This window comes from Sinorhizobium sp. Y406, assembly GCF_058732025.1.
Genome location: NZ_CM178975.1, coordinates 1,902,220 through 1,928,418 on the forward strand (window position 1 = coordinate 1,902,220; position 26,199 = coordinate 1,928,418).

At 60.6% G+C, this 26,199-nt stretch carries 28 protein-coding genes and 1 pseudogene; 11 read left to right on the forward strand and 18 right to left on the reverse strand.

The window, feature by feature from the left end:
- The first annotated feature begins 184 nt into the window (after window positions 1–184).
- The 4 genes from AC4P1R_RS25760 (at window position 185) to AC4P1R_RS25775 (ending at window position 4,288) form a co-directional block, all read left to right on the forward strand.
- Window positions 185–1,231, forward strand: coding sequence for an alpha/beta fold hydrolase (locus AC4P1R_RS25760; RefSeq protein WP_069461312.1), 1,047 nt, complete (start codon window positions 185–187; stop codon window positions 1,229–1,231).
- A gap of 386 nt (window positions 1,232–1,617) precedes the next feature.
- Window positions 1,618–2,034 carry an organic hydroperoxide resistance protein gene (locus tag AC4P1R_RS25765; protein WP_273362951.1) on the forward strand — a complete coding sequence of 139 codons (417 nt, stop codon included), beginning with the start codon at window positions 1,618–1,620 and terminating at the stop codon, window positions 2,032–2,034.
- A gap of 212 nt (window positions 2,035–2,246) precedes the next feature.
- Window positions 2,247–2,912: a VOC family protein gene (locus AC4P1R_RS25770; protein ID WP_492178251.1), complete on the forward strand. Its 666-nt coding sequence runs from the start codon at window positions 2,247–2,249 to the stop codon at window positions 2,910–2,912.
- Between the two features lie 155 nt (window positions 2,913–3,067).
- Window positions 3,068–4,288, forward strand: coding sequence for an NADH:flavin oxidoreductase/NADH oxidase family protein (locus AC4P1R_RS25775; protein ID WP_273362961.1), 1,221 nt, complete (start codon window positions 3,068–3,070; stop codon window positions 4,286–4,288).
- A gap of 122 nt (window positions 4,289–4,410) precedes the next feature.
- On the opposite strand, the gene AC4P1R_RS25780 is transcribed toward AC4P1R_RS25775, so the two are convergent.
- From AC4P1R_RS25780 to AC4P1R_RS25795, 4 genes are all read right to left on the reverse strand, one after another.
- Complete coding sequence (locus tag AC4P1R_RS25780) at window positions 4,411–5,730, reverse strand: ATP-binding protein (RefSeq protein WP_492178252.1); 1,320 nt, start codon at window positions 5,728–5,730, stop codon at window positions 4,411–4,413.
- Window positions 5,730–6,467 carry a response regulator gene (locus AC4P1R_RS25785; protein WP_492178253.1) on the reverse strand — a complete coding sequence of 246 codons (738 nt, stop codon included), beginning with the start codon at window positions 6,465–6,467 and terminating at the stop codon, window positions 5,730–5,732. Before AC4P1R_RS25785 ends, AC4P1R_RS25780 begins: the two co-directional genes overlap by 1 nt.
- A 95-nt stretch (window positions 6,468–6,562) precedes the next feature.
- Window positions 6,563–7,879, reverse strand: coding sequence for an epoxide hydrolase family protein (locus AC4P1R_RS25790; protein ID WP_492178254.1), 1,317 nt, complete (start codon window positions 7,877–7,879; stop codon window positions 6,563–6,565).
- Window positions 7,880–7,922: 43 nt separating this feature from the next.
- Entirely contained in the window at window positions 7,923–8,324 is a 402-nt protein-coding gene (locus AC4P1R_RS25795) for a cupin domain-containing protein (RefSeq protein WP_151613250.1), read from the reverse strand.
- A 326-nt stretch (window positions 8,325–8,650) separates the two neighbouring features.
- On the opposite strand from AC4P1R_RS25795, the gene AC4P1R_RS25800 reads away from it, so the two are divergent.
- The 3 genes and pseudogenes from AC4P1R_RS25800 to AC4P1R_RS25810 all read left to right on the forward strand — a co-directional run bounded on the left by AC4P1R_RS25800 (window position 8,651) and on the right by AC4P1R_RS25810 (window position 10,533).
- Window positions 8,651–9,298 (forward strand): TetR/AcrR family transcriptional regulator, encoded by a 648-nt coding sequence (locus tag AC4P1R_RS25800; protein WP_492178255.1) that lies wholly within the window; start codon window positions 8,651–8,653, stop codon window positions 9,296–9,298.
- Window positions 9,299–9,333: 35 nt separating this feature from the next.
- A complete protein-coding gene (locus AC4P1R_RS25805; protein ID WP_069461387.1) occupies window positions 9,334–9,555 on the forward strand; it encodes a DUF2798 domain-containing protein in 222 nt (73 codons plus the stop codon).
- A 31-nt stretch (window positions 9,556–9,586) separates the two neighbouring features.
- Window positions 9,587–10,533: pseudogene (locus AC4P1R_RS25810) on the forward strand (alpha/beta fold hydrolase).
- Between the two features lie 176 nt (window positions 10,534–10,709).
- On the opposite strand, the gene AC4P1R_RS25815 reads toward AC4P1R_RS25810, so the two are convergent.
- From AC4P1R_RS25815 to AC4P1R_RS25835, 5 genes are all read right to left on the reverse strand, one after another.
- Window positions 10,710–11,438 (reverse strand): hypothetical protein, encoded by a 729-nt coding sequence (locus tag AC4P1R_RS25815; RefSeq protein WP_192803790.1) that lies wholly within the window; start codon window positions 11,436–11,438, stop codon window positions 10,710–10,712.
- A 283-nt stretch (window positions 11,439–11,721) separates the two neighbouring features.
- A complete protein-coding gene (locus tag AC4P1R_RS25820) occupies window positions 11,722–12,681 on the reverse strand; it encodes a YeeE/YedE thiosulfate transporter family protein (protein WP_492178256.1) in 960 nt (319 codons plus the stop codon).
- Between the two features lie 140 nt (window positions 12,682–12,821).
- Window positions 12,822–13,277: a carboxymuconolactone decarboxylase family protein gene (locus AC4P1R_RS25825; protein WP_492178257.1), complete on the reverse strand. Its 456-nt coding sequence runs from the start codon at window positions 13,275–13,277 to the stop codon at window positions 12,822–12,824.
- Between the two features lie 24 nt (window positions 13,278–13,301).
- Window positions 13,302–13,712, reverse strand: coding sequence for a cupin domain-containing protein (locus AC4P1R_RS25830; protein WP_151613254.1), 411 nt, complete (start codon window positions 13,710–13,712; stop codon window positions 13,302–13,304).
- A gap of 162 nt (window positions 13,713–13,874) precedes the next feature.
- Complete coding sequence (locus AC4P1R_RS25835) at window positions 13,875–15,083, reverse strand: NAD(P)/FAD-dependent oxidoreductase (protein ID WP_492178258.1); 1,209 nt, start codon at window positions 15,081–15,083, stop codon at window positions 13,875–13,877.
- 281 nt (window positions 15,084–15,364) lie between these two features.
- Between AC4P1R_RS25835 and AC4P1R_RS25840 the strand changes: the two genes are divergently transcribed.
- Complete coding sequence (locus tag AC4P1R_RS25840) at window positions 15,365–15,901, forward strand: RrF2 family transcriptional regulator (RefSeq protein ID WP_492178855.1); 537 nt, start codon at window positions 15,365–15,367, stop codon at window positions 15,899–15,901.
- Window positions 15,902–16,025: 124 nt separating this feature from the next.
- Here the strand turns inward: AC4P1R_RS25840 and msrA are convergent, their stop codons facing one another.
- The 4 genes from msrA to AC4P1R_RS25860 form a co-directional block, all read right to left on the reverse strand.
- A complete protein-coding gene (gene msrA / locus AC4P1R_RS25845; protein WP_492178259.1) occupies window positions 16,026–16,532 on the reverse strand; it encodes a peptide-methionine (S)-S-oxide reductase MsrA in 507 nt (168 codons plus the stop codon).
- Window positions 16,533–16,976, reverse strand: a complete 444-nt coding sequence (msrB, locus tag AC4P1R_RS25850) for a peptide-methionine (R)-S-oxide reductase MsrB (protein WP_492178260.1) — start codon at window positions 16,974–16,976, stop codon at window positions 16,533–16,535.
- Between the two features lie 45 nt (window positions 16,977–17,021).
- The gene (locus tag AC4P1R_RS25855) at window positions 17,022–18,482 is read right to left on the reverse strand and encodes an amidase family protein (RefSeq protein ID WP_492178261.1); all 1,461 of its coding nucleotides are present in this window, start codon (window positions 18,480–18,482) and stop codon (window positions 17,022–17,024) included.
- A 100-nt stretch (window positions 18,483–18,582) separates the two neighbouring features.
- Window positions 18,583–19,047 (reverse strand): DUF6130 family protein, encoded by a 465-nt coding sequence (locus AC4P1R_RS25860; RefSeq protein ID WP_151613259.1) that lies wholly within the window; start codon window positions 19,045–19,047, stop codon window positions 18,583–18,585.
- Between the two features lie 219 nt (window positions 19,048–19,266).
- Here AC4P1R_RS25860 and istA point away from each other — a divergent pair, with 219 nt between their 5' ends.
- Window positions 19,267–20,556 carry an IS21-like element ISSme2 family transposase gene (istA, locus tag AC4P1R_RS25865; protein ID WP_492178262.1) on the forward strand — a complete coding sequence of 430 codons (1,290 nt, stop codon included), beginning with the start codon at window positions 19,267–19,269 and terminating at the stop codon, window positions 20,554–20,556.
- Entirely contained in the window at window positions 20,556–21,356 is an 801-nt protein-coding gene (istB, locus tag AC4P1R_RS25870) for an IS21-like element ISSme2 family helper ATPase IstB (RefSeq protein WP_225111138.1), read from the forward strand. Before istA ends, istB begins: the two co-directional genes overlap by 1 nt.
- 209 nt (window positions 21,357–21,565) lie before the next feature.
- Here the strand turns inward: istB and trxB are convergent, their stop codons facing one another.
- The 3 genes from trxB to AC4P1R_RS25885 form a co-directional block, all read right to left on the reverse strand.
- Window positions 21,566–22,558: a thioredoxin-disulfide reductase gene (gene trxB / locus AC4P1R_RS25875; RefSeq protein WP_492178263.1), complete on the reverse strand. Its 993-nt coding sequence runs from the start codon at window positions 22,556–22,558 to the stop codon at window positions 21,566–21,568.
- A 56-nt stretch (window positions 22,559–22,614) separates the two neighbouring features.
- Window positions 22,615–22,770 carry a DUF1127 domain-containing protein gene (locus AC4P1R_RS25880; RefSeq protein WP_151613261.1) on the reverse strand — a complete coding sequence of 52 codons (156 nt, stop codon included), beginning with the start codon at window positions 22,768–22,770 and terminating at the stop codon, window positions 22,615–22,617.
- Window positions 22,771–22,878: 108 nt separating this feature from the next.
- Window positions 22,879–23,409 (reverse strand): YkgB family protein, encoded by a 531-nt coding sequence (locus tag AC4P1R_RS25885; protein ID WP_492178264.1) that lies wholly within the window; start codon window positions 23,407–23,409, stop codon window positions 22,879–22,881.
- 285 nt (window positions 23,410–23,694) lie between these two features.
- Between AC4P1R_RS25885 and AC4P1R_RS25890 the strand changes: the two genes are divergently transcribed.
- Window positions 23,695–24,309, forward strand: coding sequence for a TetR/AcrR family transcriptional regulator (locus tag AC4P1R_RS25890; RefSeq protein ID WP_492178265.1), 615 nt, complete (start codon window positions 23,695–23,697; stop codon window positions 24,307–24,309).
- Window positions 24,310–24,680: 371 nt separating this feature from the next.
- On the opposite strand, the gene AC4P1R_RS25895 is transcribed toward AC4P1R_RS25890, so the two are convergent.
- Window positions 24,681–24,827, reverse strand: a complete 147-nt coding sequence (locus tag AC4P1R_RS25895) for a hypothetical protein (protein WP_192803893.1) — start codon at window positions 24,825–24,827, stop codon at window positions 24,681–24,683.
- A 66-nt stretch (window positions 24,828–24,893) separates the two neighbouring features.
- Window positions 24,894–26,192, reverse strand: a complete 1,299-nt coding sequence (locus AC4P1R_RS25900) for an amidohydrolase family protein (protein ID WP_492178266.1) — start codon at window positions 26,190–26,192, stop codon at window positions 24,894–24,896.
- Between the last annotated feature and the right edge of the window lie 7 nt (window positions 26,193–26,199).

Genomic DNA, 26,199 nt, shown 5'->3' on the forward strand with positions numbered 1-26,199 from the left:
GAATGCTTGGATGGGAAGCTTCACCCGGACCTCGGCGGGCGCAGACGCGCGGCATGAGATTGTATCTCAATGTGTCTGCCCGCCTGATTTCGACATTGGCTTTCAAGTTACACCGACGGCGGACACAGTGGAGGTAAGTCGGTGCCCGTATCTGCTGCTGTCTTCATTCAGTCGGGGAAAATCGATGACAGAGGAAATCAACCGCCCGCGGCGGCATTTCGTCGGGATAGCGACACTGGCCGTTGCTGCCGTGCAGCTCGGCATGACGAGTATCGCCCAAGCGCACTCAGCGAGCCAGGTCCGCATTCCCGCGACCGCGCCTGGGACGAGCACGTCCTTCGCCTCGCTCAAGCAGATCCACGCCGGCGTCCTGAATGTCGGCTATGCCGAGCTCGGTGCGGGTGAAGCGCCGGCGGTCATTCTTCTGCATGGCTGGCCCTACGACATCCACACCTATTTCGATGTGGCGCCGCTGCTGGCGGCGGCCGGCTATCGGGTGATCGTCCCCTATCTGCGCGGCTACGGGACGACGCGTTTCCTGTCGCCCGACACGCCGCGCAATGGCCAGCAATCGGCGATTGCCGCCGACATCGTCGCCTTGATGGATGCGCTAGGGATCGAGAAGGCGATCATCGCCGGATGTGACTGGGGAGCGCGGACCGCCAACATTATCGCCGCGCTCTGGCCGGAGCGCTGCAAGGCCCTGGTTTCCGTGAGCGGCTATCTGATCGGCAGCCGTGAAGCCAACAAGATGCCGCTGCCGCCCGGCGCCGAGCATGCCTGGTGGTACCAGTTCTACTTCGCCACCGAACGCGGGCGCGCCGGCTACGAGAGAAACCGGAAGGAATTCGCGCGCCTCATCTGGCAGCTCGCATCGCCGAAATGGAGTTTCGACGATGCCACCTTCAACCGCAGCGCGGCGGCGTTCGAGAACCCGGATCACGTCGATATCACGATCCACAATTACCGCTGGCGGATCAGCCTCGCCGACGGCGAGCGGAAATATGACGTTCTGGAAGAACGGCTCGCCAAATTCCCGTTGATCGGCGTTCCGACGATCACGTTGGAGGGCGATGCCAACGGCGCCCCGCATCCCGAGCCCGGCGCCTATGCCAAGAAGTTCCCGGGCAAGTACGAGCATCGGCTGATTACGGGCGGAATCGGCCATAACCTGCCGCAGGAAGCACCGCAGGCCTTTGCCCAGGCCGTTGTTGACGTCGATCGTTTCTGATCACTTTCGCCCGTGTGTCTTCCAGGCGCACAAAGGTCGCTGTAAACTTCTCGGAGCCCTTCCAGTTAATCGGGAAGCGCTCCAGTTGCTGCGCGCTTCTGCGTGTCGCTTCCAACAGCGTTTCCAGGAAAAATGCGTAGCGGTTTTTTCGTACGGAATTCGCGTAGTTCCAAAGAGCGGATCATTTCACTCTTTCAACTGCACGGAAACGATCTAGCACCGGTTTCGTATCGCAGTGTGTCCATTCCGCGTTCTGCCAGCATTCGCTTACTTTTCGGCCGCATCACGAAACATGCCATACACGTGCGCAGCGGCATATGTGCCTCGACAGTCGGACAAGGCAATCGCGCCTCGGCGTCATCAACTCTGTCGCAAGGAAGGACACTATGACCGCGATCGAAAGGGTACTTTACACCGGCAAGACGCACACCACCGGTGGTCGTGACGGCGCATCCCGCAGTAATGATGGACGCCTGGACGTCAAGCTCTCGTCACCCGGCAGTTCGCGGCCGGGGACCAATCCGGAGCAGCTTTTCGCCGCCGGTTGGTCGGCCTGCTTCATCGGGGCGATAGGGAAGGCTGCAAGCGAGCGGAAGGTGACGCTGCCGGCCGATCTGGCGGTGGATGCCGAAGTGGATCTTGGCAACGGCGCCGGCGGCTATTTCCTGGGGGCACGCCTCAATGTGAGCATGCCCGGCATCGACCGCGACACTGCTCAGGCGCTGGTCGACAGGGCGCATCAGACCTGCCCTTATTCCAAGGCCACGCGCGGCAATATCGAGGTCGCGATCAACATCGTCTGAGGTGAAGAGGATGCTCCCGACCGGAGAGCCTCTGATCGGGGGCGCCATCGTCGAGATACCCCGAGTTCCAAGGAGGGACTCGGGCGATTTAGCCATATCGGCGCTTCGGAACAGCCACAGGCGTTCACCGAGGAGCTCCTAAGCCTGAGCCAATGCACGAGTGAAACACTGGGGGCGCTGTGCGCGTCCACCAAAACAGAAGGAGAAAAGCCATGGTCACTGACAACGAGAGCGAGAGAGCGCGGCCGCTCGACATGAAGCTCGAGGTCATCGTTGTCCCCGTATCGGACTTCGATCGGGCAAAGGAATTCTACGGTAGCCTCGGCTGGCGGCTCGATGCCGAATTCGCCGACCGCGACGACTACCGGGTGATTCAGTTCACCCCGCCCGGATCCGGCGCCTCGGTCATCTTCGGGAAGAATATCACCGACGCGGAACCCGGCTCCGCCCAGGGACTGTACCTCATCGTCTCAGACATCGAGGCCGCCCGCGAGGACTTCCGTCATCGCGGCGTCGACATCAGCGAAGTGTTCCACGCGGGCAACGAGCATGCCGGGGACGACGAGCCCTATCTGTTCGGGCGGCTCCGGGTCGACGGTACTGATCCCGACCGCCGCAGCTACCGCTCCTACGCCTCCTTCAGGGATCCGGATGGTAATGGCTGGCTCCTCCAAGAGGTCACCGCGCGGTTGCCCGGACGCATCGATGCGGCCGCCACGACATTCGCCTCGGTCGCTGATCTTGCGAGCGCGTTCCGCCGTGCCGAGGCCGCCCACGGAGAATACGAAAAGCAGCTCGGCCATCGGGACGAGGACTGGCCTAGCTGGTACGCCGACTACATGGTCCGAGAGCAAACTGGCGCGCCGGAGCCGTCATGATCGGCTGGCGGCTGATGAAGAGTTGCAGCAGCAGGGCGGGCTCGGCCGCCCTGCTGTCTTGGGACTACGCCGTCGACTCATAAACCCGGAACCAGAGCCGGATGACGATGGGTGGTGCCGAGAGACTTCGCGGATAAAAATGAAAGCCTTTGGTCGTGGAAATTCAAATGCAACGCTGTGGAAATCTGTTCGAACCGCTGCAACTGCCTTGCGGGCTAATCCTGAAAAATCGGATTGCGAAATCAGCGATGTCGGATTCCTTAGGCGACGGGACCGGCCATCCGACTGCCGAACAGATCAGGCTGTATCAGCGCTGGGCCGCAGGTGGGTTGGCCGTATCCATAATCGGTGAGGTGCAGCTCACCGCCGGTTACGCCGAGAACCCCGGCAATCTGGTACTTGATGGGGCCTCCGAGCTTGACCGGTTCCGCGAACTTGCCCGACATGGCGGCGCAAACGGCACCAAGCTTTGGCTGCAACTCGGTCACGCCGGAGCGCTAGCGTACGCGCCGACGAGTAACCCCAAGGGCCCGAGTGCCCTCGATCTGCCGGGTCTGCGCTGCGCGGAAATGACATTGGACGAAATGCGTCAACTGCCGTCGGAGTTCGCGAGGACAGCCTGGTTGGCACAGCGGGCCGGTTTTGGCGGCGTGCAAATTCATGCGGCGCACGGATTCTTGCTCAGCCAATTCCTTTCGCCATTGTTCAACAAGCGCAGCGACGAATACGGAGGGGCAATCGCCAATCGCATGCGTCCTCTGCTGGAAGCTATCGAAGCAACCCGCGCAGCTGTCGGCCCGGATTTTCCCATCGCCGTGAAACTCAATTCCTCAGACCAGCTTGAGGGCGGGTTCGACAAGGAAGACGCGCTTGAGGTGGTGGCGGCGCTGGACCGGTCTTCGGTCGACCTGATCGACATTAGCGGCGGGACTTACTTCCCCGGAGCAAAGTCTGCCTCCGACGGAACGGGACGCGGACCCTACTTCCTCGAATTTGCAAAGCGCGCCCGCGCGGTAACGACCAAGCCCCTTATGCTGACAGGCGGTTTCAAGACGCGCGCGCAAGCCGAGGACGCTGTGGCAAGTGGTGCGGTTGATATTGTCGGTCTTGCGCGCGCGCTCGTGCTTGAGCCTTCGCTTCCCGACCTCTGGAAAGCAGATCGGAAGGCTGAACCGTTCTTTCCCAGATTCTCAGATGCCCCGGAGGGTGGGATCACCGCGTGGTACACGATGCGGCTGACCGAGATCGGCGCTGACAAAGAAACACCAGTTTTCGGCGATCTCGGGCAGGCAATCCGAGACTATGAAGCGCGCAACAAATCTCGAACAAAAATTTGGTTGCGTCACTTTGCCAATAATGTCGTTGGACAACCCTGAATGGTGATCCGCAGCTATGCCATCGTTGTCCAGATCCCGGCTTCTTGGTCACATCGATCAGCCTTGGGGTCCCTGTCGATTACGGTCATCGGCTAAGATCGTTTTCGAGTACATGGCCTAGTCTACTGGAGGAGGGCGATTTCCGCCGCCAAGCCGCCACCTTGGCGGTTGCGCAGAGTGAGTGTTGCGCCGATCGCGGTCGCGAGCTGTTGGGCAATTGCAAGGCCGAGGCCGGTCCCACCCGTGTCGCGGCTGCGGGACTGCTCCAAGCGGAAGAAGGGCTTCAGGACAGCTTCCAGCTGACTTTCCGGAATGCCGGGGCCGCGATCGAGCACTTTGATGACCACGGCGTCGTCGCGGCGCTGCACCTCGATATCGGCATTGCCCGCAAATTTCAGCGCATTGTCGATGAGGTTCGTGAGAATGCGTTTCAAAGCCTGCGGCCGGGTCACGATTGCGCCGTCTGCCAAATCGCCGAGCATAACCGCCTTGCCGATGTCCTGATAGTCATAGGCGATACTCTCGACGAACGAGGCGAGATCGATGCGTGAGGCTTTTTCCTCCTTGCCGTGGGCGCTGCGCGCATAGGCGACCCCTTCCTTGACAAGGCGTTCGACTTCGCCGAGGTCCTGAATGAGCTTGTCTTTGTCGGCGGAATCCTCGGCCATTTCGGCGCGGAGCTTCATGCGGGTGATCGGCGTTTGCAAATCATGCGAGATCGCCGCGAGAATCTGCACCCGCTCCTCAAGATATTGGGCGATGCGATCGCGCATCGCGTTGAAGGCCGTGGCCGCATAAGCCACTTCCGTCGGCCCCGCCTCGCTGAGGCGCGGCGTATTCCTGTTCGGGTCCAGAGTGTCGGCGGCTCTCGCCAGGTTGGCAAGAGGACGGATAGCCTGGCGCATGGCGAGCCAGCTGCACAATACCAGGAGGGAAAGCTGCGCGAGGAGCACGTAAGGCAGCCAGTCGGCCACAGGCATGACGCCCCTTGGGGTGACGTCTATCGTCAGCGGTTCGCCGTCGCTCAAGCGCAGATGCGCCTGAAGACGGCGGCCTGCCCCCGGGATCGATTCGACCTTGATCGGGTATTTTGCACCTATTGCACCCCGTATCTTCGACGCCACCTCGGCGTCGTCCGGCTTAAGTACAGGGGTGCCGGGGATGCCCGGTCCCAGAACGAACCGATAGGAGCCGCGAGCGAGTTGATCGAGCCAGCCGGCGCGTTCAGCCGCAGGCAGCCGATCGAGGATAGCGATCGATGTCGCGACGTCATTCTCGAGCGTATTGAACATCACCGACCTCGCGGCGACGTAGCGCTCCGAAAACAGCACCGCAAACGACATGGCGTGAGCGATCGCCAGGCCCGCAAGAAGAATAATGAAGAGCCGCGCCCTGAGCGTGCGCGGCCATACACGAATTCCTTTGAGAACCGCAGGCGGCATCAACGCGGCTCCAGGATTTCGACCGGCGTTGAGAAAACATAGCCTTCGCTGCGGACGGTTTTGATATAGGTAGGCTCGCGGGCATCGTCGCCAAGGCGCTGGCGAACGCGGCTGACCAGGAGATCAATGGAGCGGTCGAAGAGTTCGGCCTCGCGTCCCTGTGTCAGATTGAGCAGTTGGTCACGGTTGAGGACGCGTTGCGGGTGGTCGACGAAGACGCGCAGCAGCCGGTATTCGGCGCCGCTCAGCGCAATGGCCGTGCCGTCGGCATCGATGAGGTGCCTTGCGGTCGTATCAAGCTTCCAATGACCGAAACGCAGTACCTGGCCGGCCTCCGAGATCTGCAGGTTTGGAGGCAGCATGCGCGCACGCCGCAGGACCGCCTTGATGCGGGCAAGCAACTCGCGCGCCGAGAACGGCTTGGCAAGGTAGTCATCCGCGCCCATTTCCAGCCCGATGATGCGATCCATCTCGTCGGAGCGGGCGGTCAGCATGACAATCGGTGTCGCTTTGTGTTTTCCCACCCGCAGCTCGCGGCTTAGAACGAGCCCATCGTCGCCTGGCATCATGAGGTCGAGAACAATGAGATCGACCGTGTTGGCCTCGAGGAACGCGCGCATCTGGCGCCCGTCGGCGACGGCGGTAACGCGCAGACCGTTCTTCTTCAGGTAGCTCGACACGAGCTCCCGGATTTCTCGATCGTCATCGACGACCAAGATGTGATCGATGTGCTCCATGACGCAATCTCCACCGTTCGACTGCCATTTCTTATCAAACTGAGAACGCCGTGGTAGCAGTATTCACCGGTTCGCTGCCTGTCACGAAGCAAAGTCTAGGGTCGACGCAATGGACGGAAAGCGGCGCGGAGTTCGGCGCTGAATAGCTCCGGCTCTTCCCAGGCGGCGAAGTGGCCGCCTTTGTCCACGCGGTTGTAGTAAATCAGCTTGGTGTAGACCCGTTCCGCCCAGCTCTTCGGCGGTCTGTAAACTTCGCCGGGAAAAATCGTCACCGCCGCCGGGATCGCGATAGGGGCCAACTTGCTGTTGCCGGCGCTGTTCTCCCAATAAATCCGGCCGCTCGAGGTCCCGGTGTTCGTCAGCCAGTAAAGCGTGATGTTGTCGAGGATCTCGTCGCGGCTCAACGCGCGTTCCGGTTCTCCGCGGGTGAACACCCAGTCAGCGAGCTTGTCATAGAACCACGCCGCCAGTCCGACCGGCGAGTCGGCAAGGCCGTAACCGATGGTTTGCGGACGCGTCCCCATGATTGCCGCATAGCCAAAGCCTTTACTAAGGAATGCCATGGCCTCATCAAACACTGCTCGTTCCTCGACCGTCAAATCCGCCGGTGCAGGATCACCGCTTCTCAGGGCCTTGGCAATATCCGGCGGGATGGTGGTCGCGCGCTCAATCCTGTTGACGTGGATCCCAAGCAAACCCGGAGGAGCCTGGCGGCCCATGGCATCAGAAATGATGGCACCCCAATCACCGCCCTGTGACACGTACTCCCAGTACCCTAGGCGCTTCATGAGTACGTCCCAGGCGCGGGCAATACGGCCCGGGTTCCAGCCAGTGCCCTTCGGTTTCTCGGAAAAGCCGAAGCCGGGAATGGACGGAAGCACGAGATGGAAGGCCTCCTCCGCGTTCCCTCCATGAGCCGTGGGATCGGTCAGCGGACCGACGACTTTCAGCAGTTCGAAGACCGAACCGGGCCAGCCATGGGTCATGATGAGGGGCAAGGCATTTGCATGACGCGAGCGAACATGGACGTAGTGAATGTCGAGGCCGTCGATATTCGTCAGAAACTGTGGAAAGGCATTCAGTTTCGCTTCTGCCTTGCGCCAGTCGTAGCCCGTTTCCCAGTAGCGGACGAGTGACTGAAGCTTCGCAAGCTGCACGCCCTGAGCGCGGTCATCGACCGTCTCCGGATCCGGCCAGCGTGTGGCGGCCAGGCGCTGGCGGAGGTCGAGGAGCGCTGCCGCCGGGATCTCTACGCGGAAGGGGTGAATGTCATCGACCTCCAAAGTCGTTGCGTCCGCTTGGGCGAGGGCCGTCGCAGGCCCAAGCACCGCAAAGGCTGCCACCGCGGCTCCGTTCAGGAGCAGTGCGCGGCGGGACAGTGCGGACGCGTTGGCGGTTTCCTCTGCCGTCATTCTCGTACTTCCTTCCATCTGGTTCGCACTTTTGTTGGAAGATTCATTTGGCCGGAACGACGAGCGGGGTGTCTTTCTCGACGATGTATGTCGCAAGCTCCGATGCCTTGCCGCTGCCGACATTCTTCGCCACGTGCGCCACTCCGTCCGGAATGAACAAAGCTTCGCCGGCATGAAGCGTGACCGGCGCTCTGCCCTCGAGCCGATATTCCAGCGAGCCTTCGAGGACATAGGCCACTTCTTCGCCCGGATGAGAGTGCTTGATGGAGACTGCGCCGGGTTCGAAGTCGACCCGCACCTGGATCGCCTCGCGGCCAGGCGTACCGAGATCGTGCTGCACGAGATCAGTGCGCTGTATTCCCGCTTGCTGCGCCCTGGCCGCTTGCAGCGCCAATCCGCTTCCAACGATCAGCAGCGCAGCCGCCATGATCCGAGACGTTTTCATATGGTCATCCTTTCGTGCACTTGGTCGAGGCTCGTTCGGAGCCAGTGCAGCCATTTGAGCGCCTATGTGTATTAACGCTGTGTCCGCCCGGCCGGACTTTTGTAACGGCATGTATCACGGAACAACGGAGCGAACTCGGCGCCCGATCGGCACGCATTACTTTGGGGAAGAGGGCGCGTGACACGTGAAGGCGCGGCCTCTGATGGCGGGAGGCGCACGGGCTCCCACCCAGCGAGCGGGGCGGCCGGCGCGCTCAACGAGGCAAGGTATCGCGGCAGCGATCACCCGCTTGAGACAAAGCCCCTGTCCTTCGCATCGGGAACAGTTTGCGAGGTGCCGGCAGCACCGGCATTGACAAAAAATACCGACCGGTATATTTCTGGATCATGAAAAAATCTGAGAGAACCCGACAGTTCATCGTGGAAAAGACAGCCCCCATCTTCAACGTGAAGGGCTACGCCGGGACGTCGATCGCCGACATGACGGAAGCCACGGGACTTACAAAAGGCAGCATCTATGGCAACTTCGCCAACAAGGACGAGGTCGCCTTGGCTGCCTTCGAGCATAACTGGCAACGGGTGAAAACGACAGTGCGCGCGGAAATGGACAAGCGCAGCACCAGCAAAGACAGACTGCTCGCCCTCGTGGGCGTGTATCAAGACCTCCAGTCCCACGATTTCCCCCAGGGAGGTTGCCCTCTGCTGAACACGGCAGTGGAGGCTGATGGCACTCATCCTGATCTCCGGGAAAAGGCGATGGACGCCTTCAACGGCTGGCTGAAGAACATCGTCACGGTCATTGAGACGGGCGTTGCGGCCGGGGAGTTCCGGGCGAGCGTTGACGCGGAACAGACCGCCCTTACGCTGATCGCCCTGATCGAAGGGGGGCTGATGATTTCCCAACTGACGGGCAATGTCGGTCACCGCACTGCCGTTATGCCTGCGGTGGAAAGAACGATCCTCGACCTCACGTGATGGCGGCCGAGTTCCTTGCGCAATTGGAGAAACCAATGAACATGCACCTGAAACGGAAAATCGCCTTCGCCCTGTTGATGGGCATCGTGACGACCGGGATCATCTCGTTCGTACTTCTCGCCCTTAACGTGGGTTTTTCTCAAACGTTCGCCGGCGCATGGCTGCGGTCCTGGGCTATCGGATACGCCATCGTCATTCCTGCGATCCTTCTGGTCGGACCCCGGCTGCAAGCTTTGGTCGACCGCGTGGTTCAATGAGTCAGCACACGGCACAGGCGAGGAGACTGCCATGATCAGACCATCGCTATCTGCGTTCTTTGCCCTGATTTTCAGTTCTTCGATTGCCTGGGCATGTGAGGATCCTTCTGCGCAATCGAAGAACATGGACATCGGGTACATCGAGATAAGCCCGGACATCACCCTTAGAAGGATGGTGATGCAAAACTCCAATCCGAAGGGGACGGTGCTCTTCCTCCATGGATTTCCAGAGACCCTGTGCGCCTGGAAGGATATCTCCCTTGCGCTCGCAGATGACTATGAAGTCCACGCCTTCGATTGGCCCGGCTACGGCCTTTCCTCGAGGCCTCCGGCCGAAAGATTCTCCTACGCGCCGAAAGAATACGCCCGCGTCCTGCACGACTACATCGAGAAGGCGAAGGTCGACGAGTCCAAGCTCACGATCTACGCGACGGACATCGGAGCGTTGCCGGCACTCCTTCTGGCGCTGGAAAAACCGGACATCGCCAAAAAAATCATTGTCGGCGATTTCGCGCCGTTCAACAGGCCGCAGTACATGTACGAGAGCTTACAAAGCCTGAAGTCAGAGCCATCGGCAGGCAAGACACGCGCCTACATGAACCAGACACGCGCGGAAATCCTGGAAAATGCCTACAGGAGAGGTTTACCTGAAGAGGCACAATTCGATCTTTCCCCGGACGTCAAGGAAGACATGTTCAGAGGATGGGACCATGGCGGGCTAACGTCAGCGGACGCCTTCTATTACTATTATTCCAACTTCACGCGAGACGAAAACTACTTCGAGGCCAACACAGACAAGCTGGCGACTCCCGTTAAAGTGATCTGGGGCGAGAAAGACATTACATCAAAAAAGAAATGGGCATCGAGTTAGCCGAAAAGATCAAGGCACAGCTTCGGCTTCTTCCGAACGTCGGTCACTACCCCCACCTGCAAAGCCCGAACGAGACGATAAAAGTGATCCGTGACTCGTTCCAATGAGATGGCTCTGCCGTTTCTCTGTCAGGGCGCCTTCGATCGGCACGTATGGTCCAGTCGATAACACTGCTGAACTGCGCTTTGGCCTCAACCATCCTTTTGACCGAGCAGCGTTCGTCGCGTTCCATCTGGCGGACTGGAAGGTTGTCGCTGCACGGGACGCCACAGTACCGGAGGCGTCAGAACAGCGCGTAATCCGACAGCTCGATTGTGACGGCGTTGAAATCGCGGTCGAGACTGCCATCCGGCTTGAGTGTGAACACGCTGCGGCGGGTCGGGTACTTCAGCCCTTCAACGTCGACGTAATCAGATATAAAGTGCGCAGCCGGCGTTTCCGCCCACACGTCAACCTCATAATCGTGACGGCACAGCAGGCCGTCCGGGTCGAAGTAGAAGCGCTGTTCTTGCGTGTGGCTGTGTACGCCCTCGGGAAAGCGCACCGCTACTCCGCGAAGCGTCTCACCATCGTTTTCGATCGGGGCAACATCGCGAGCTTCATAGCCGGGCTCGCAGAAAACAAACGGCGTCGCATGGTACGTCCACATGGCATAGCCGTTGAAGTAGGCGAGGTTCAGCGGGTCCCATTGTCCGTTGAAACTGCGATCGAACGCTTCACGTCCGTTGTCTCGCTCGGCGATAATCGAGCCGTCTCCGGCGCTGATCTCCACATGCTCGGGAGTCCAGATCATCGTCCAATCTGGTTCTCCAAAGGGAGTAACCCGGGTCCATTGGCGGCGAAACTCGCTTGTTGCACGCCGCGGCACAGGAATCAAAGGAGCGCCTTTCAGCTCCCATAGCTTTCCACCGGTCCGTATGGTTGAGGCAATACCCTTAAACTTGCGCCAGCGGTCGTACCCGCCATGCGCTTCCAGCGCCTCTTCCAGCAGCGGGTGCAACTTGCCACGCATCGATCTTCTCCTCAATTGGACCCAGTACGATTAAATTTATCGCTCCTGACCTTGGCCTCGTATCTCATATACCACCTTAAGGGACGCATCGCTTCAATCACCGATCCAAGCCAGGTGGGGAGGCGACGATGTTGCGACCGCGCCGCAAGTCCACGTTGACTGCAAGCCCTCCGGGTACATTGCTCCAGGCATTTCATCGGCCACCTTGCGGGCCGGCGGAGAAATCGGGTTCCGAGTGATGGCCCCGACATGGCTCACTATCATTTTCGCCAGCGGAACAGCGTCATGACCAAGGTCTTGCCATTGAACCGAATTTGACAATGAGTGCGGCCAGCGTCGCAACGAATATCACGTAGGCGAGCGCCGCCTGCCAGGCCCCAATGGGGAAACCAATTAGCAGCAGCGTGTCGTTCCCACCGGGAATGAGGAGCGCACCCAATCCCATGAGGATGCCCGCAAGCGTTCTCTTGAGTATGGTCGCCGCCGTCGGCCATTTCAGCATGAATCCTTGCTTGCTAAGTCTTGCGGAGGCAATACTGCCGCCGAACATGCAGACTGAAATCAAGACGCCCGCGACCGGTATCGAAGCGATCGGTCCAACGGATGCAGTGATCGAGAACCCAGGCGCAAGTACCGCCAGGATCGTAGAGGTTATGCCGATCGCCCCCATCACCAGCGTCAACTGCCGGAAATTTGACTCGGATCTGCGTGAGAAACCGAGCCTCAGAGCTACGATGGCCAACAATACAAGCGCGAGCAGCGCCGCCTCTAGCGACGGGGGAGTGCTTGTCGGTGGCTGATGTGAAAGCAGATCAAACAGGGATTCAATGTATAGGACAGCATAGATGCCGAAAAACGTGAATGCGAATCCGATTTCGCCATTTCCGATATGCCCAACAGACCCGAATACACAAGCGCCATTCACATAACTGCCGAGCCCAAGCAAAATGGCAGCGGGAATCAGGTAGCCGAGTGGCGACCAACCCTCCTGCATCATCGGTGCCGTTTCGAGGATGGCGTAGACGAGGGCCGCCCAGGCGGCGCATTCGATCAAAGCGATGAAACGTGCCGGCCTCCTCTCCGATACCAACTCCCTCGTGGCGATGACGGTGCAGATCGATCCCCGATTCATCGCGAAACCGAGAACAAATCCCAGCGCTGCGGCCAAAGCCATACTCGCCCAGGTCTCCAAGCTAGCGGCGACAGGTCCCATGCCTGATATGTTAATGAGAAATTCGCTCATTCGGCAAACGGCCTCGCGCACCGCTCCAGTTTCAGACACATTCAAGCATTCATTACTGATGGCCGTCGCTGCGATTTCGGCGGCTGCTGGCCAGCCTGCGGACGCGCGACGACCGCGCGTCCGCAAAGAGTTGCTGCCTTTTATTTTTCGAGCCCAGCTTGTGGCGTATTTCGGAAACTGATCGCCATTCGGTTGTAGGCGTTCATCAGGCCGATCGCGATCGTCAGATCGACGAGTTCGCGCTCGTCGAAGACTGCGCGCGCTACCTCATAGGCTTCATCGGGAACGCCAGTCTCGGCGACGCGCGTCACCGATTCGGCCCAGGCAAGGGCGGCTCGCTCGCGCTCGTCGAAGAGATTGCCGGCCTCCCTCCACGCCTGCGCCAGCGCGATCTTCTCGATCTGTTGCCCTTTCTTCAGCAGGTCGCGGGTGTGCATGTCGAGGCAGTAGGCGCAGTTGTTGATCTGCGAGATACGAAGATAGACAAGTTCGACCAGCTCCGAAGGTAGGCCGCTCTGCATGATGTAGCCGTAGACCCCGCCGAGGGCTTTGACGCCGGCCGGCGCGATCTGGTTGTAGTCGAGACGCTTGCTCATTTGTTTGTTCCTTGAAGGGCGGTTTTACTCAATGGGGGTGGTCAGTGCCTTTTCGTCGCTATCGAGGACGAATACGGCGAGGAGCTTTGCGGGCTTGGCCTTGCTCGCATTACGGCTGACGAGATGCTTGGAGGCCGGCGGTTCGTGCCAGCTCTCGCCGGCGCGGTAGACCTGCCCCGGACCGTCATTCACCTTCGACTCGATTTCTCCAGAGAGGACATAGGCGAAGATGAACGACGAGTCCGCGTGCGCGTGCGGTACCGAAGCCCCGCCCGGCGGATAGTCGACGATTACGGCCTTCAGCGTCTTGTCCGGTATGTTGGGTATGGTCTTTTCGAAATGTGGCGTGACAACTTCGGCGGGCTCATGCGCTGCGGCAGGCATGGCGGTGACGATGGCGGCGCAGGTCGCGCCTATGATGAATCGTGAATTCATGACGACACTTCTCCTTTTATGACGTCCCTGTGGGAAAGCGAGCCCGTATCCTCTCGGAAGGAGGAGTTCGGACGGGCTCGCTTGCGGCAGCCAGTGCAGTGCAGAAGGATGAGTGCATTGGCTGCCTCGAACGATCGTTGGCTTCTTCATGCCCACGCAGGATCAGGCGACGACGATGCGCAAAGGGTCTGCAGCCGCAAGAGCCGCGGCCCGTTCGGCACTCGGCGGATAGATCCATTCGGTGTTGATCCTGGTTTTCAGCCTTTTTGCTTCGGCACCGGAAAGCTTTATCTGGCGGTCCCATCCTTCGGTATAAACTGCGCCCCATGGACCCAGATCGAGGCACGTGACGTACTTCTCCTGGCTGTAGGGTATCGGATCCACCCCGAGCAAATCCGCCGCGACGTTGTGTCCAGCGGAGCGCCCGAGATTCTGGGCGTGCTGGCAGCTCATCATGGTGCGGTTGCCGTCATCATCCGTCGCGGCATAGGCAACATCACCGGTCGCATAGACGTTCGAGTGACCGATGACCTTAAGGTTCCGATCGACATGGAGACGTCCGAAAGCATCTTTTTCCGCGTCGATCTGCTTCGTTATGGGGTTGGCGCGGGCGCCTGCCGTCCAGACCACGGTGGCCGCGTCGATCCGTTCGCCGGACGCCAGCGTCACGCCCTCGGGGTCAATGGCGATAATCCCTTCGCCGAGACGGGTCTCCACCCCGAGTTCCGCGAACGCCTGCTCGATGACCGGGCGAGGGCCTGGTCCGAGATCCGGTCCAATCGCATCGTTACGCTCGACGACGACGACGCGGACGTCGGCGTCCTTTCCGAGTGCGGCACGAAGACGATGCGGCATCTCTGCGGCCGTCTCGATCCCGGTGAAACCGCCGCCGGCGACGACCACCGTGTTGCGGGAACGGCTTTCCGGAAGGCGCCGTAGTTCAGAAATATGTTCCTCGAGCACCGCGGCGTCGGCAAGCTGGTCTACATTGAAGGCGTGGGCCAGCCCCGGGATGTCGGGACGGAACAACACGCTGCCAGTCGCCAGAACAAGCTTGCTATAGCTTATTGTCGTCTCGTGGCCCTCGTCGTCCGAATAGCTCACGGAATTCTTTGCCGTTGAGACAGCCGTCGCATAGCCTTTGATGAAGCGCACGCCTGCATTGGCGAATATCTCCGACAAGGGTGCCTTCATCATGGACGCGTTTTTCTCGTAAAGGCGTGGGCGGATGTGCAGTTCGGGCTGCGGGGCGATTACCGCAACCTCGACAGATCCCTCCGCCTTTCCCTGCTGGTCAAGCAGCCGCATGGCACCAAGTGCCGACCACATTCCGGCAAAGCCGGCGCCGATGATCAGAATTCGTTCGCTCATTTCGGTTCCTCTAAGACAAGGCTTCGCTTTCGGCGGGACGACGTCCAGCCGGTCAGACGGTTGCCGTTCAGTTAGCTGTCTCCGGAGCGGAGACGGGTTCCGCGACGATCTTCATGGCGTCGCACTAACTACGACTAATGTAATCGGAGTTAATGCGCAACGACAATTCCGGCCGCTTCTGGAGACGCTTTGTCAACAGGAGGGAGACGGGGCAGGCATTGCACAAACGGATCACCAATAGTATCTACGACTACATTTGTCGTTGTTTAAGTGGTGATTCCATGGCGCATGTAAGTGCAGGCGTTGAATACGCTCTTCACTGTCTCCTTTACCTCATCGATGCGGAGGAGTTGGGTCAGCCGGCAAGCGCGCGCGATCTTGCCGAGTTGCAAAAGGTCCCTGCCGAATTTGTTGCGAAGCTTTTCACCAAACTCCAGAAAGCGGGCATCGTCGTCGCCCGTGAGGGAATTGGCGGCGGCTTTGCGCTCGCGCGTCCTGCGACAGACATCACCGCACTCGATGTCATCGAGGCCGTCGATGGGCGTAAAGCGCTGTTCGAATGCAAGGAAATCCGTGCTCAGTGCGCGCTTTTCGCAGACCGCACGCCCGCCTGGGCGATGGACGGCGTCTGCTCCATTCACGCGGTCATGATCGAGGCTGAGAAGCGGACAAGAGAAGTGCTGGCCGGTCACACGCTGGCAAGCATCGCCGGACGCGCAGCGGCGAAGGCACCCAAGGATCATGCGGACCGCGTAAAAGAATGGTTGGCGGCGCGCACGCCGCGGCGTCGCCGCCGCGGCAATCCAGCAAAAGGTTGATTGATATGCGGTCCTCTGCGTAGAGAAGTGCGTTCAGTCTGAACGCGCTTCCCTGGCTGCACGCCTCGATGAGCAGGCATGAACGCGAGGACAGACGCCGCGGCCAGAGATTAGCGCTGGCCGGCTATTCGGCCGCCGCGCGCCGGGGCAGCACCCAGTTGGGGCGCGGGAAGTGGCAGGTGTAGCCGCTGGGGTAGTTCTGCAGGTAATCCTGGTGCTCCGGCTCCGCCTCCCAGAAGTCTCCCACTGGCTCGACTTCGGTCACGACCTTGCCCGGCCACAGGCTCGAGGCCTCGACGTCTGCAATCGTGTCCTCGGCAATTCGCTTCTGCTCGTCGTCGACATAGTAGATCGCCGAGCGGTAGGAGGTGCCGATGTCATTGCCCTGTCGGTTCTTCGTGGTCGGATCGTGGATCTGGAAGAAGAACTCCAGAATCCGCCTGTAGCTGATCTTCTCGGGATCGAAGATGATTTCGATACCCTCGGCGTGGGTACCGTGATTGCGGTAGGTCGCATTCGGTACGTCGCCGCCGGTGTAGCCCACGCGGGTCGCGATGACGCCGGGGAACTTGCGGATCAAGTCCTGCATCCCCCAGAAGCAGCCACCGGCCAAAACAGCTCTCTCGGTCATTCAGATATCCTCTACCTGGTTGATATAGGCGCCGTAGCCTTCGGCCTCCATTTCCTCACGCGGAATGAAGCGCAGTGAGGCGGAATTGATGCAGTAACGCAAGCCTCCCCGGTCCCGGGGACCATCCGGAAATACGTGGCCGAGGTGACTGTCGCCGTGTGCAGAGCGCACCTCGGTGCGGATCATGCCATAGGAGTCGTCCCTGAGTTCGCTGACGTTTGCCGGTACGATCGGCTTGGTGAAGCTCGGCCACCCGCAGCCGGAATCGAACTTGTCGGCCGAGGCGAAGAGCGGTTCGCCGGAAACGATATCGACATAGATCCCCGGCCTTTTGTTGTCATTATACTCCCCCGTGAAGGGGCGCTCGGTGCCATTCTGCTGGGTTACCCGAAACTGCTCGGGGGTCAGCTTCCTGACCGCTTCGTCGGTCTTCTTGTAGGTCATTGCCTGTCTCCGTTGTTTAGATCTTGATCGAGTAGCGCCGATCGTTCAGACGGGTGATGTCGTCGTCCCGACGGTCGCTTCCACACGACGTGCGAGTTCGAGGAGGCTACTGTCACGCCCGTGCGCACCGTCAATCTCAAGCCCCATCGGAAGCCCGTTTTTAGACAGGCCCGTAGGAATGCTTATACCTGGCAAATCGGCTAGGCTCGCAGCGATGGTGTTCTTTGCCAGAACCAGATCGCTGACCTCCTGATCCGCGATTGCGAACTTCGACTGCTGCTCGATCAATGGTGCCGTGCAGGGAGTCGTTGGAAAGAGAAGTGCAACAGCCCCGCTGCGAGTAAAGGCTTCGCTGAATCGGCGCTGAATTTCCGGTCGATCGAGCGATAGCGCTGCCTCATATGTCTCGCGAGAATATCCGGGTCCGCTCGGCAGGACTACGTGCCCCCAAGCTTCTCTTAGACCGGGTTTCAAGCCGTTATAGATCGCGTCGAATGAAGCAGGAACGCCGTTGCGATGAAGAAATCCAGAGATCGCTTCCATCGTCTCATGGAAAAAGATGTTCCACGTTGCCCTTTCGGTGATCGAGGCGAAGTCTTCTCCAAGATCTATCGAGACAATCTCGGCACCAGCCTCGCGTAGCCGCCGAACCGTGTCGTTGAAATGCGCCTCGATGTCAGGCTCAACCAGATCAAGATATTGCCGAGGCGCATAGGCTAACCTGACACCCTTGAGGTCAGACCGATCGGAGCGTGCGCTCGCTTCAGCCTTCGTGACGATTTGATCGATCAGGGCGCAGTCTTCAACGTTTCGCGCAAGCACGCCTGTTGTATCGAGGGTATGAGAGATCGGGGCGACCCCATTACCTGGCCACCGCCCCGTCGTCGGCTTGAAGCCGACCACGCCACACAGCGACGCAGGCACTCGGATCGAACCTACCGTATCGCCCCCTAGGGCCGCGGGCACGATGCGAGCCGCCACGGACGCACCAGCCCCGCTGGACGAGCCCCCAGAGACATGATTGCGGTTATGCGGGTTTTTCACCTGACCATAGGGGCTGTTGTTGCCGGTCAAGCCGTAGGACATCTCAACGAGGTTATTTTTGCCAAAGATGATGCCGCCAGCATCCTTGATCGCGCCAACGACCTCGGCGTTCTTTTCCGGCACGAAACCTTCCAGATTCCGCACCCCAAGCGTCGTTCGCAGTCCTTGAGTCAGATAGCTGTCCTTGACCGCCAACGGAACGCCGAGAAGGGGAGCAGTGGAACCAGCGGCGCGGGCCTTGTCCGCATTTCTGGCCGCCGCCAGCACAGCGCCCTCATCTATCGTGATGAACGCATTTAGATCGGAGTGCGTCCGGGCGCGCTGGAGGAGCGCGGCCGTATAGGACTCCGACGAGATGTCGCCATCACGAATGGCAGCAGCCGCCGCGACGATGCCAAGCCCGGTGAGCCCTTCCGCTTCCGGCTCAGAGGCTGTTCTAACGAATACTTCGTTCTCGTGCATGATAACCTCACTTTGGCCCAGGACGGCCAACGTGCCGTTGGCCGTCACGTTCAGGGCCGCGCAGTTGTCAACTGCGCGGCAGCGCGTCGGAGAGCGATCCTCAGTGCGTGTGAGGAGCCGCCGTGTCGGGGACGGTGAACGTATGCGTCACCTCCTGCCCGGGGATCACGTTGTGATTGGCGTCGACCAACCGGATATTCACCTTGTGCGGGCCGGGCGGGAAATTGGCTATATCGACGGTGTTGTTGTCGCTCGCGTCTGCCCACCACCACGGCAGGTCATCGACGATAACGTGGAGATGCCCGATGCGTGGAGACACGTCGACGGCGCCGGCTCCGAACACCGGTACGATGCGCAGGTTCTCTACCCGGTACTGGGCCCAGTAGACACCCTGGGCAATCCCTTCGGGAAGCGGGGGGTCGACGATCAGCTTAGGCGCGGGCTCGTTCTCGACGGCGACATAGGGTGAAGGGCCGCGGATCTCCCGCGCGCTCTGGGCGAATGCGCCGGTTGCGAGCACAGTAGCGGCGGTGGCGGCGGCAAGGGTCTTGATGAGCAGGATCATTTCAATCGTTCCTTTGGTTCAGAGAGATCCATCTCATGCCGGACATCAACATGAGCCCGGCAAGCGAAAGACCGAATAGCCATGTCGCGGGATGCTCTCTTTCAGACTGTGAGCGAACGATCCCAGTTCATGCCTCGGTCTCACTGTCGGGCGAAATGAAAAACTGACCCCCTAACGAAGCGAAGAACTGACCCCTCGTGTCAAAACGAGGAGTGATGGATGACGAGCGCGATTTTATCGCATCCTGCATTGTCGCGAACGATGCAGGGCGGGGACATGCTTCAGGCTGATGAGGTGGTGGCAATGCTGCGGCTGCACGAGCTTGGTTGGGGTAGCAAACGTTTATCGAGGGAATTTGGATGCGCGCGGAATACGGTTCGCCGATATCTTCGAGAGGGCGGAGCTGCACCGTTTAAACAGCCTGCCCGGCGCAGTGCGTTCGACGGGCTTGATGATTGGCTTCGCGAGCGCTTTTTCCGGCATGACGGTAATGCGGATGTAATCCGCCAAGAGTTGGCGAGCGAGCACGGAATTGTCATCGGTCTGCGTTCTGTGGAGCTTCGCGTACGGCAGTGGCGGCGAGAGCTAAAGGCACAGAAGCGGGCGACGGTCCGCTTCGAGACGGCGCCGGGCCATCAGATGCAGATCGACTTCGGTGACACGAAGGTGTGGATCGGCGACGAGCGGGTTCGGATTCACCTGTTCGTGGGGACGCTGGGTTATTCGCGGCGGATGCATGCTCGCGCGTCACTCAGGGAGCGCCAGGCAGACTGGTTTGAAGGCATGGAAGGCGCTTTCCTGCGGTTCGGCGGGGTTCCGGCGGAAGTGCTGATCGACAATGCGAAGGCCCTGGTCGAGCATCATGATGCGGTGACGCGGGAGGTAAGATTCAACGCGCGACTGCATGCTTTTGCCCGTTACTGGGGCTTCACGCCGCGGGCCTGCGCACCGTATCGGGCGAGAACGAAAGGCAAGGACGAGCGCGGGGTCGGCTACGTCAAAAAGAACGCGATCGCCGGGCGCCGCTTCGAGAGCTGGGCCGAGTTTGAAGCGCATCTGGATCGATGGACACGCGAAGTTGCCGACCAGCGTGAACACGGCACCACCGGTGTCAAACCGGCGGAACGCTTTGCCGACGAAGCCAGGGAGTTGCGCCCGCTGGCCGGACGGGCACCCTTCGGGCAATTGCGGGATCTGGTTCGCAAGGTTCAAGCCGATTGCGCGATCGACCTCGACACCAACAGCTACTCGGTGCCCTGGCGCCTGATCGGCGAGAGTGTTCAGGTCGTGGTGTTGGCGGGTCGCGTCATCATCCGGCATGCGGGCCAGGTGGTGGCCGATCATGCCCTGTGCGATGGACGACGACAACGGATCGTGGACCGGGCGCATTTTGTCGGTGTTGCCGGCGCCGAGGGTCTGGTGCGAGCCGCCGCACCCATCGAGCTCCCCCCTCCCACCCTGTTGCGCCCGCTTGCGGAATACGAGGCGGTTGTCGGAGGAGGCTGGTGATGACGAACGTGGATCATGACGTGCTGATTGCAACGCTCGATCGGCTGAAGCTGACGGCGATCCGCGACCAGCTCGACACGCTGCTGGACGAGGCGGCTCGTTCGAAGATGACCTTGCGCGAGGCGCTGGCTTTCCTTGTGTCGCGCGAGATTGCTCGGCGCGACGAGCGGCGGATATCAATGTCGAGCAAGCTGGCGCAGTTCCCGTTCGTGCGCGAATTGGACGGCTTCGACTTCGAGGCGCAGCCCTCGCTGGATCAGGGGCAGATCAGGGAGCTTGCGACCTGCCGCTGGATCGCTCACGGTGACACCGTACTCTTCCTTGGACCGCCCGGTACAGGCAAGACGCATCTGGCTGTGGGCCTCGGCCGCGAGGCCATCCGCCAGAATTACAACGTCCAGTTCGTCACGGCGGCCACGTTGGTGGCGATGCTGGCGAAGGCTCACAACGACGGTTCGCTCGACAAACAGTTGACGATCCTGTCGCGGCCGAAATTGTTGATCATCGACGAGCTGGGTTACTTGCCCTTCGAGGCCAATGCCGCCCACCTGTTCTTCCAACTGGTGTCCCGGCGCTACGAGAAGGGCTCGATCCTGATCACCTCAAATCGTTCCGTCGGCGAATGGGGAAGTGTTTTTGGGGACCCTGTCGTCGCTACGGCAATATTGGACCGGCTGCTTCACCACTCGACGGTGATCACCATCCGGGGCGACAGCTACCGGCTTCGTGAAAAGCGCCGCTCCGGCCTTCTGCAGAAGGCCGGAGCGGCGCTCGAATCCAACGAAACCGCAAACCAATGAGGGGGTCAGTTCTTCAATTCGGCAAAGGGGTCAATTCCTCGATTCGCTTGACACTCACGGCTCGCTCTCGGTCCGAACCGTTGGGCGAGACTGACGCATGCTCGTATCTTGAATGTGTTCGGATGCCCGCAAACTGTATCGCTATGTAGGAGCAGGGGCGATCCAACACCATCGAGCACTGCGGCCGGAGTCTCCTCTCGTCGCCGACCTTAGGCTCCAACCATCTCCCTTTCACGCGCCTCGATCCGGACTGGATCTGGCGACTGCTCGGCCAGAAACTTCTCGGCTTCAAGGGCCGCCATGCAACCCATGCCGGCGGCGCTGATCGCCTGACGGAATATCGGGTCGATGACATCGCCGGCGGCCAGCACCCCGGGGACGGTTGTTTTCGTCGACCACGAGCCGACCTTGATGTAGCCGTCCGCATCCATGTCGAGCTGGCCGCGAAACAACGCGGTTGCAGGATCGTGTCCGATCGCGACGAAAAGGCCGTGCGTGGACAGCTCCGTCACGTCGCCCGTCTTCACGTTGCGGATCCGAACGCCGGTCACCGACTTCCTCGGCTCGTGCTCGCCAATGACCTCGTCGATGACGTGGTTCCAGACGACTTCGACATTCGGCTTCGCTAGGAGACGGTCCTGCAGGATCGACTCCGCGCGGAAATCATCGCGGCGATGAACGACCGTGACCTTGGAGGCAAGGTTCGACAGGTAGAGCGCTTCCTGCACAGCTGTGTTACCGCCGCCGACAACGACCACTTCCTTGTTTCGGTAGAAAAAGCCGTCACAGGTCGCGCAAGCCGAGACGCCGAAACCATTGAATGTCTTCTCAGAGGGAAGACCAAGCCAGCGGGCCTGGGCTCCCGTCGCGATGATCAGTGCATCGGCGATGTACGTGTCGCCGGAGTCGCCCTTGAGACGGAACGGGCGCTCGGAGAGATCGACGGAGGTGATGATATCGTACACCACCTCGGTGCCGACATTCTCCGCCTGCTGCCGCATCTGCTCCATGAGCCACGGGCCTTGAACGGGTTCGGCAAAGCCGGGGTAGTTCTCGACATCCGTCGTGATGGTGAGCTGGCCGCCCGCCTGCAGTCCGGTCACAAGGAGCGGTTTCAGGTTGGCCCGGGCAGCGTAGATGGCGGCGGTATAGCCGGCCGGTCCGGCCCCGATGATCAGGACCCTGGCGTGATGCGTGTTCATGAGGTGATCTCCTTCTGCGCAACGGTCCGAGATCAGCCGTGACGCAGTCTCGGGGTTCATTGGTCGTATTGCCGGCGCGCGACTACCTCGATTTCGTTGCGGGTAATGCCGACATCCTCAAGCAAGTGATCGTTCAATTGCGTGAACGCGCGAAGGGTCCGGCGATAGCGCTGATGGGCGCGGATCTTAGACAGAACATAGGTCAAATACATGGGACGTTCCTTTCGTTGAACCGACCGGCAAGGCCGATCTGGGAATGGTGTTTTCTTTCACTGCAATTTCGGGATGCGGGCGGAGGCGGGGCGTCGCCCTCTTTTTGGTCAGGCCTTGGTTGAGCGGAGCGCCGCAAGCGAGTCGACGGCAATCCAGAGGGAGAGGGCGAGCAGGCCGATGTCCTTGAGCAGGAACTGACCGGCAGCGACCGAAATCGCCGGAAAGCCGAGCTCCGGCACGGTAACTCCCGGGGTCGTCACCATGAAGCTGAGCGTGGTCGCGAACAGCCCGGCCGAGAGCAAACCGCCGACGAGCGAGTAAACCGGGTTGACGAGCCGTGCCGCGATCAGGGCGCCGATGCCGAGTTCGAGGAAGCCGAGAAGGCTTGAGAAGTCCCTTACGCTGAAGAGCGAATAGGTCCAGCTCAACAACGGACTGTTGCCGACCAGGCCGATCAGCCCTTCCGCTTCATAAGCGGTGAACTTCATACCGCCGAACCAGCCATAGATCACGACCAGCGATATATAGAGCCCGGCCGCACTGACGGTCCGGCCGTGGTGCTCGGCCAGATCGAGGGAAACGGCGCGAGCCTGCGCGCGCGGATGGGACGCGGCGCTGCGGTCAGGAACATGAGGCATTGTCTTCTCCTTGGGTTGTCCGCGGTGGGCGATCCGCCCGGCTGATGCGGATTAAACGATACCGATCAGTATCGAATGACGGAAGAAGTATACGGATCTGTATCGTTTTGCAAGGGCGAGTTCTGAAAGGATCCCGGGCTTGTTCCTTGGGGAACTCTTGTTCCTCGGGGTTGCCGTGAGCCGAAGGAGGTGCTCGCTGCAGGGAACGCCGCAGAAAGCCCTTGTATTTGCCTCCCGTGACCGCTAAGCAAAGATACAGATCTGTTACGTATTGCGAGGACGATAATGCGCCGTTCGGAAATCCGGGACCACCTGCTCGAAACCGCACTGCGGCTGTTCAACCAGCACGGCTATCACGCGACGGGTGTCGACCTGATCATCGCCGAGGCGGGGGTGGCCAAGACGACGCTTTACCGGCACTTCGAAACCAAGGAAGACCTGATCCTGGCCGCGCTTGAACGGCGCGACGAGGAGGACCGCAATGCTATGCGTGCCTTCGTCGAGCAGCATGCGAGCGATCCGGTCGAGCGCCTTCTGGTGACGTTCGATTTCCTCGAAACTACGGTCCGCGACAAGCAGTTCCGCGGCTGCATCTTCGTGAGCGCTGCGGGGGAGCATAAGGACACGGTCAATGCCGTGTTCCGCGCTGCAGTGATGCACAAGCGCCTGGTAATCGCCTATTTTGAGGAACTCGCCCATGCGGCGCGGTTTGCGGAGCCGAAGCGGATCGCGACCGAGATCAACCTGCTGCACGAGGGCGCGATGGCCGTCGCACAGATGACCCGCATCGCCGAGCCTGCGCGGCAGGCCAAACGCATGGCAGGCCAGTTGCTCGCGGCGGAAGAGCGGTCTCTGTCAGCCCGGGGAGAGGACGCAGGCCGGCGAACGCAAGCCTCCTGAAATCTCCCTCCGGCGCTGCATCGCCACGTCGCATAATGGATTAAAGGACCTGCGCCACTGCCACGGCGCCCCATCCGGCATTCACCTCCGACTGTGGTTGAAGGACCGTTCGGGCAAGTTCAGTATTCCGACGGCTCCAAGGCTGTTTCCGATCCTGACCTGCTGAGAGGAATAAGAAGTGCCCACTAATCGGGAAACACCGGAAATTCGGGGCCTGCGCCGCGAATGACCGCCTGGGGTCGACCTTTGACGTTCGCAAAGGGGCGAAGAACCGGCATTTGCATCCTCACTGCCGAAGCGAGGGTCGCGTCTACCCCGCCGCCGTGGCGGCGCAAATCTCCCAACTTCCGGGGACGTCACGCAGGATCGCTTCAGCCCTTGAACGCGACACCGGAGCCGACGACGAAGTCCTTCACTGTGCCGGAGACGATGACGTCTCCTGGCCCGGCGTAATCGAGTAGACGCGAGGCAAGGTGTACGGCGATCCCGCTCAAGTTCGCCGGATGCTTACGATTCACATAGCCGATGTCGATAAGCTTGGTGGTGTCCGCAACGGCTTCGCGAACTATCTGGATCGGTTCCGGTCAGCGCTGCTGCACCTGGGGAACATAATCGCGCGCCATCTCGACCGAGACGGGGCGCCCGGCGAGGAAAAGCTCCCCGACGCGCGGCGCAGTCCTGGCAATGACCTTGCCCGCCTTTATGACGAATAGGCGGTTCGGCTTCAGCCTCAACGCCTCGGTGACGTCGCCCGCCTGCAGCACGACGAGATCTGCCTTGCAGCCGACGTGGAGGCCGTAGCCCGCGAGCCCCATGGTCTTCGCTGAATTGACGGTGATCGCGTCGAAGATCTTGCGCTTATCTTCGACGCCGGCCATCTGCGCGACATGGATTGCCATATGGGCGACCTCCAGCATGTCACCCGAGCCCATCGAGTACCAAGGATCCATGACGCAGTCATGCCCGAAGGAGACGTTGAGGCCGGCCGCCATGAGCTCCCGAACCCGCGTCATGCCGCGGCGTTTCGGATAGGTGTCATGCCGGCCCTGCAGCATGATGTTGATCAGCGGATTGGGGATCACGTTGATCTCCGCCTCGGCCATTAGCGGGATGAGCTTCGAGACGTAGTAATTGTCCATGGAATGCATTGAGGTGAGATGCGAACCTGCCACGCGTCCCTTGAGGCCGAAACGTACCGTCTGGGCCGCCAGCGTTTCGATGTGGCGCGACATCGGATCGTCGGTTTCGTCACAGTGCATGTCGACCGGCACGCCACGGTCGGCGGCGATCCGGCACAGCGCCTCGACTGAGCGGGCGCCGTCTTCCATTGTCCGCTCGAAATGCGGAATGCCGCCGACGATGCCGACGCCCATGTCGAGCGCACGCTCGAGCGAGGCGACGCCGTCCGGCGCGCGGTAATAGCCGTCCTGGGGGAAGGCGACGAGCTGCAGCTCGATGTAGGGAGCGACCTTTTCCTTGACCTCGAGCAGCGCTTCGGCCGTAACCAGGCGCGGATCGGAGGTGTCCACATGGCTGCGAATGTAGAGAAGGCCCTGGGTGACGGCGAGGTCGCAATAGCGCAGGGCCCGTTCGATGAGAGCTTCCTTCGTCAGTAGCGGGCGCAACTCGCCCCAGAGCGCGATACCCTCAAGCAGCGTCCCAGAGACGTTCATCCGCGGTATGCCGAGCGATAGCGTTGCGTCCATATGGAAATGCGGATCGCAGAAGGGCGGGCTGACGAGCCGGCCGGTCGCGTCGATCGTCTCGCCGGCGGTCGCGGCGATGGATTTCTCGATGGCTGCGATCTTGCCGCCGGCTATGCCGATATCGAAGCTTTCGCGGCCCTCCGGAAGATTCGCATTGCGGATGATCAGGTCGAACATGGGTGAG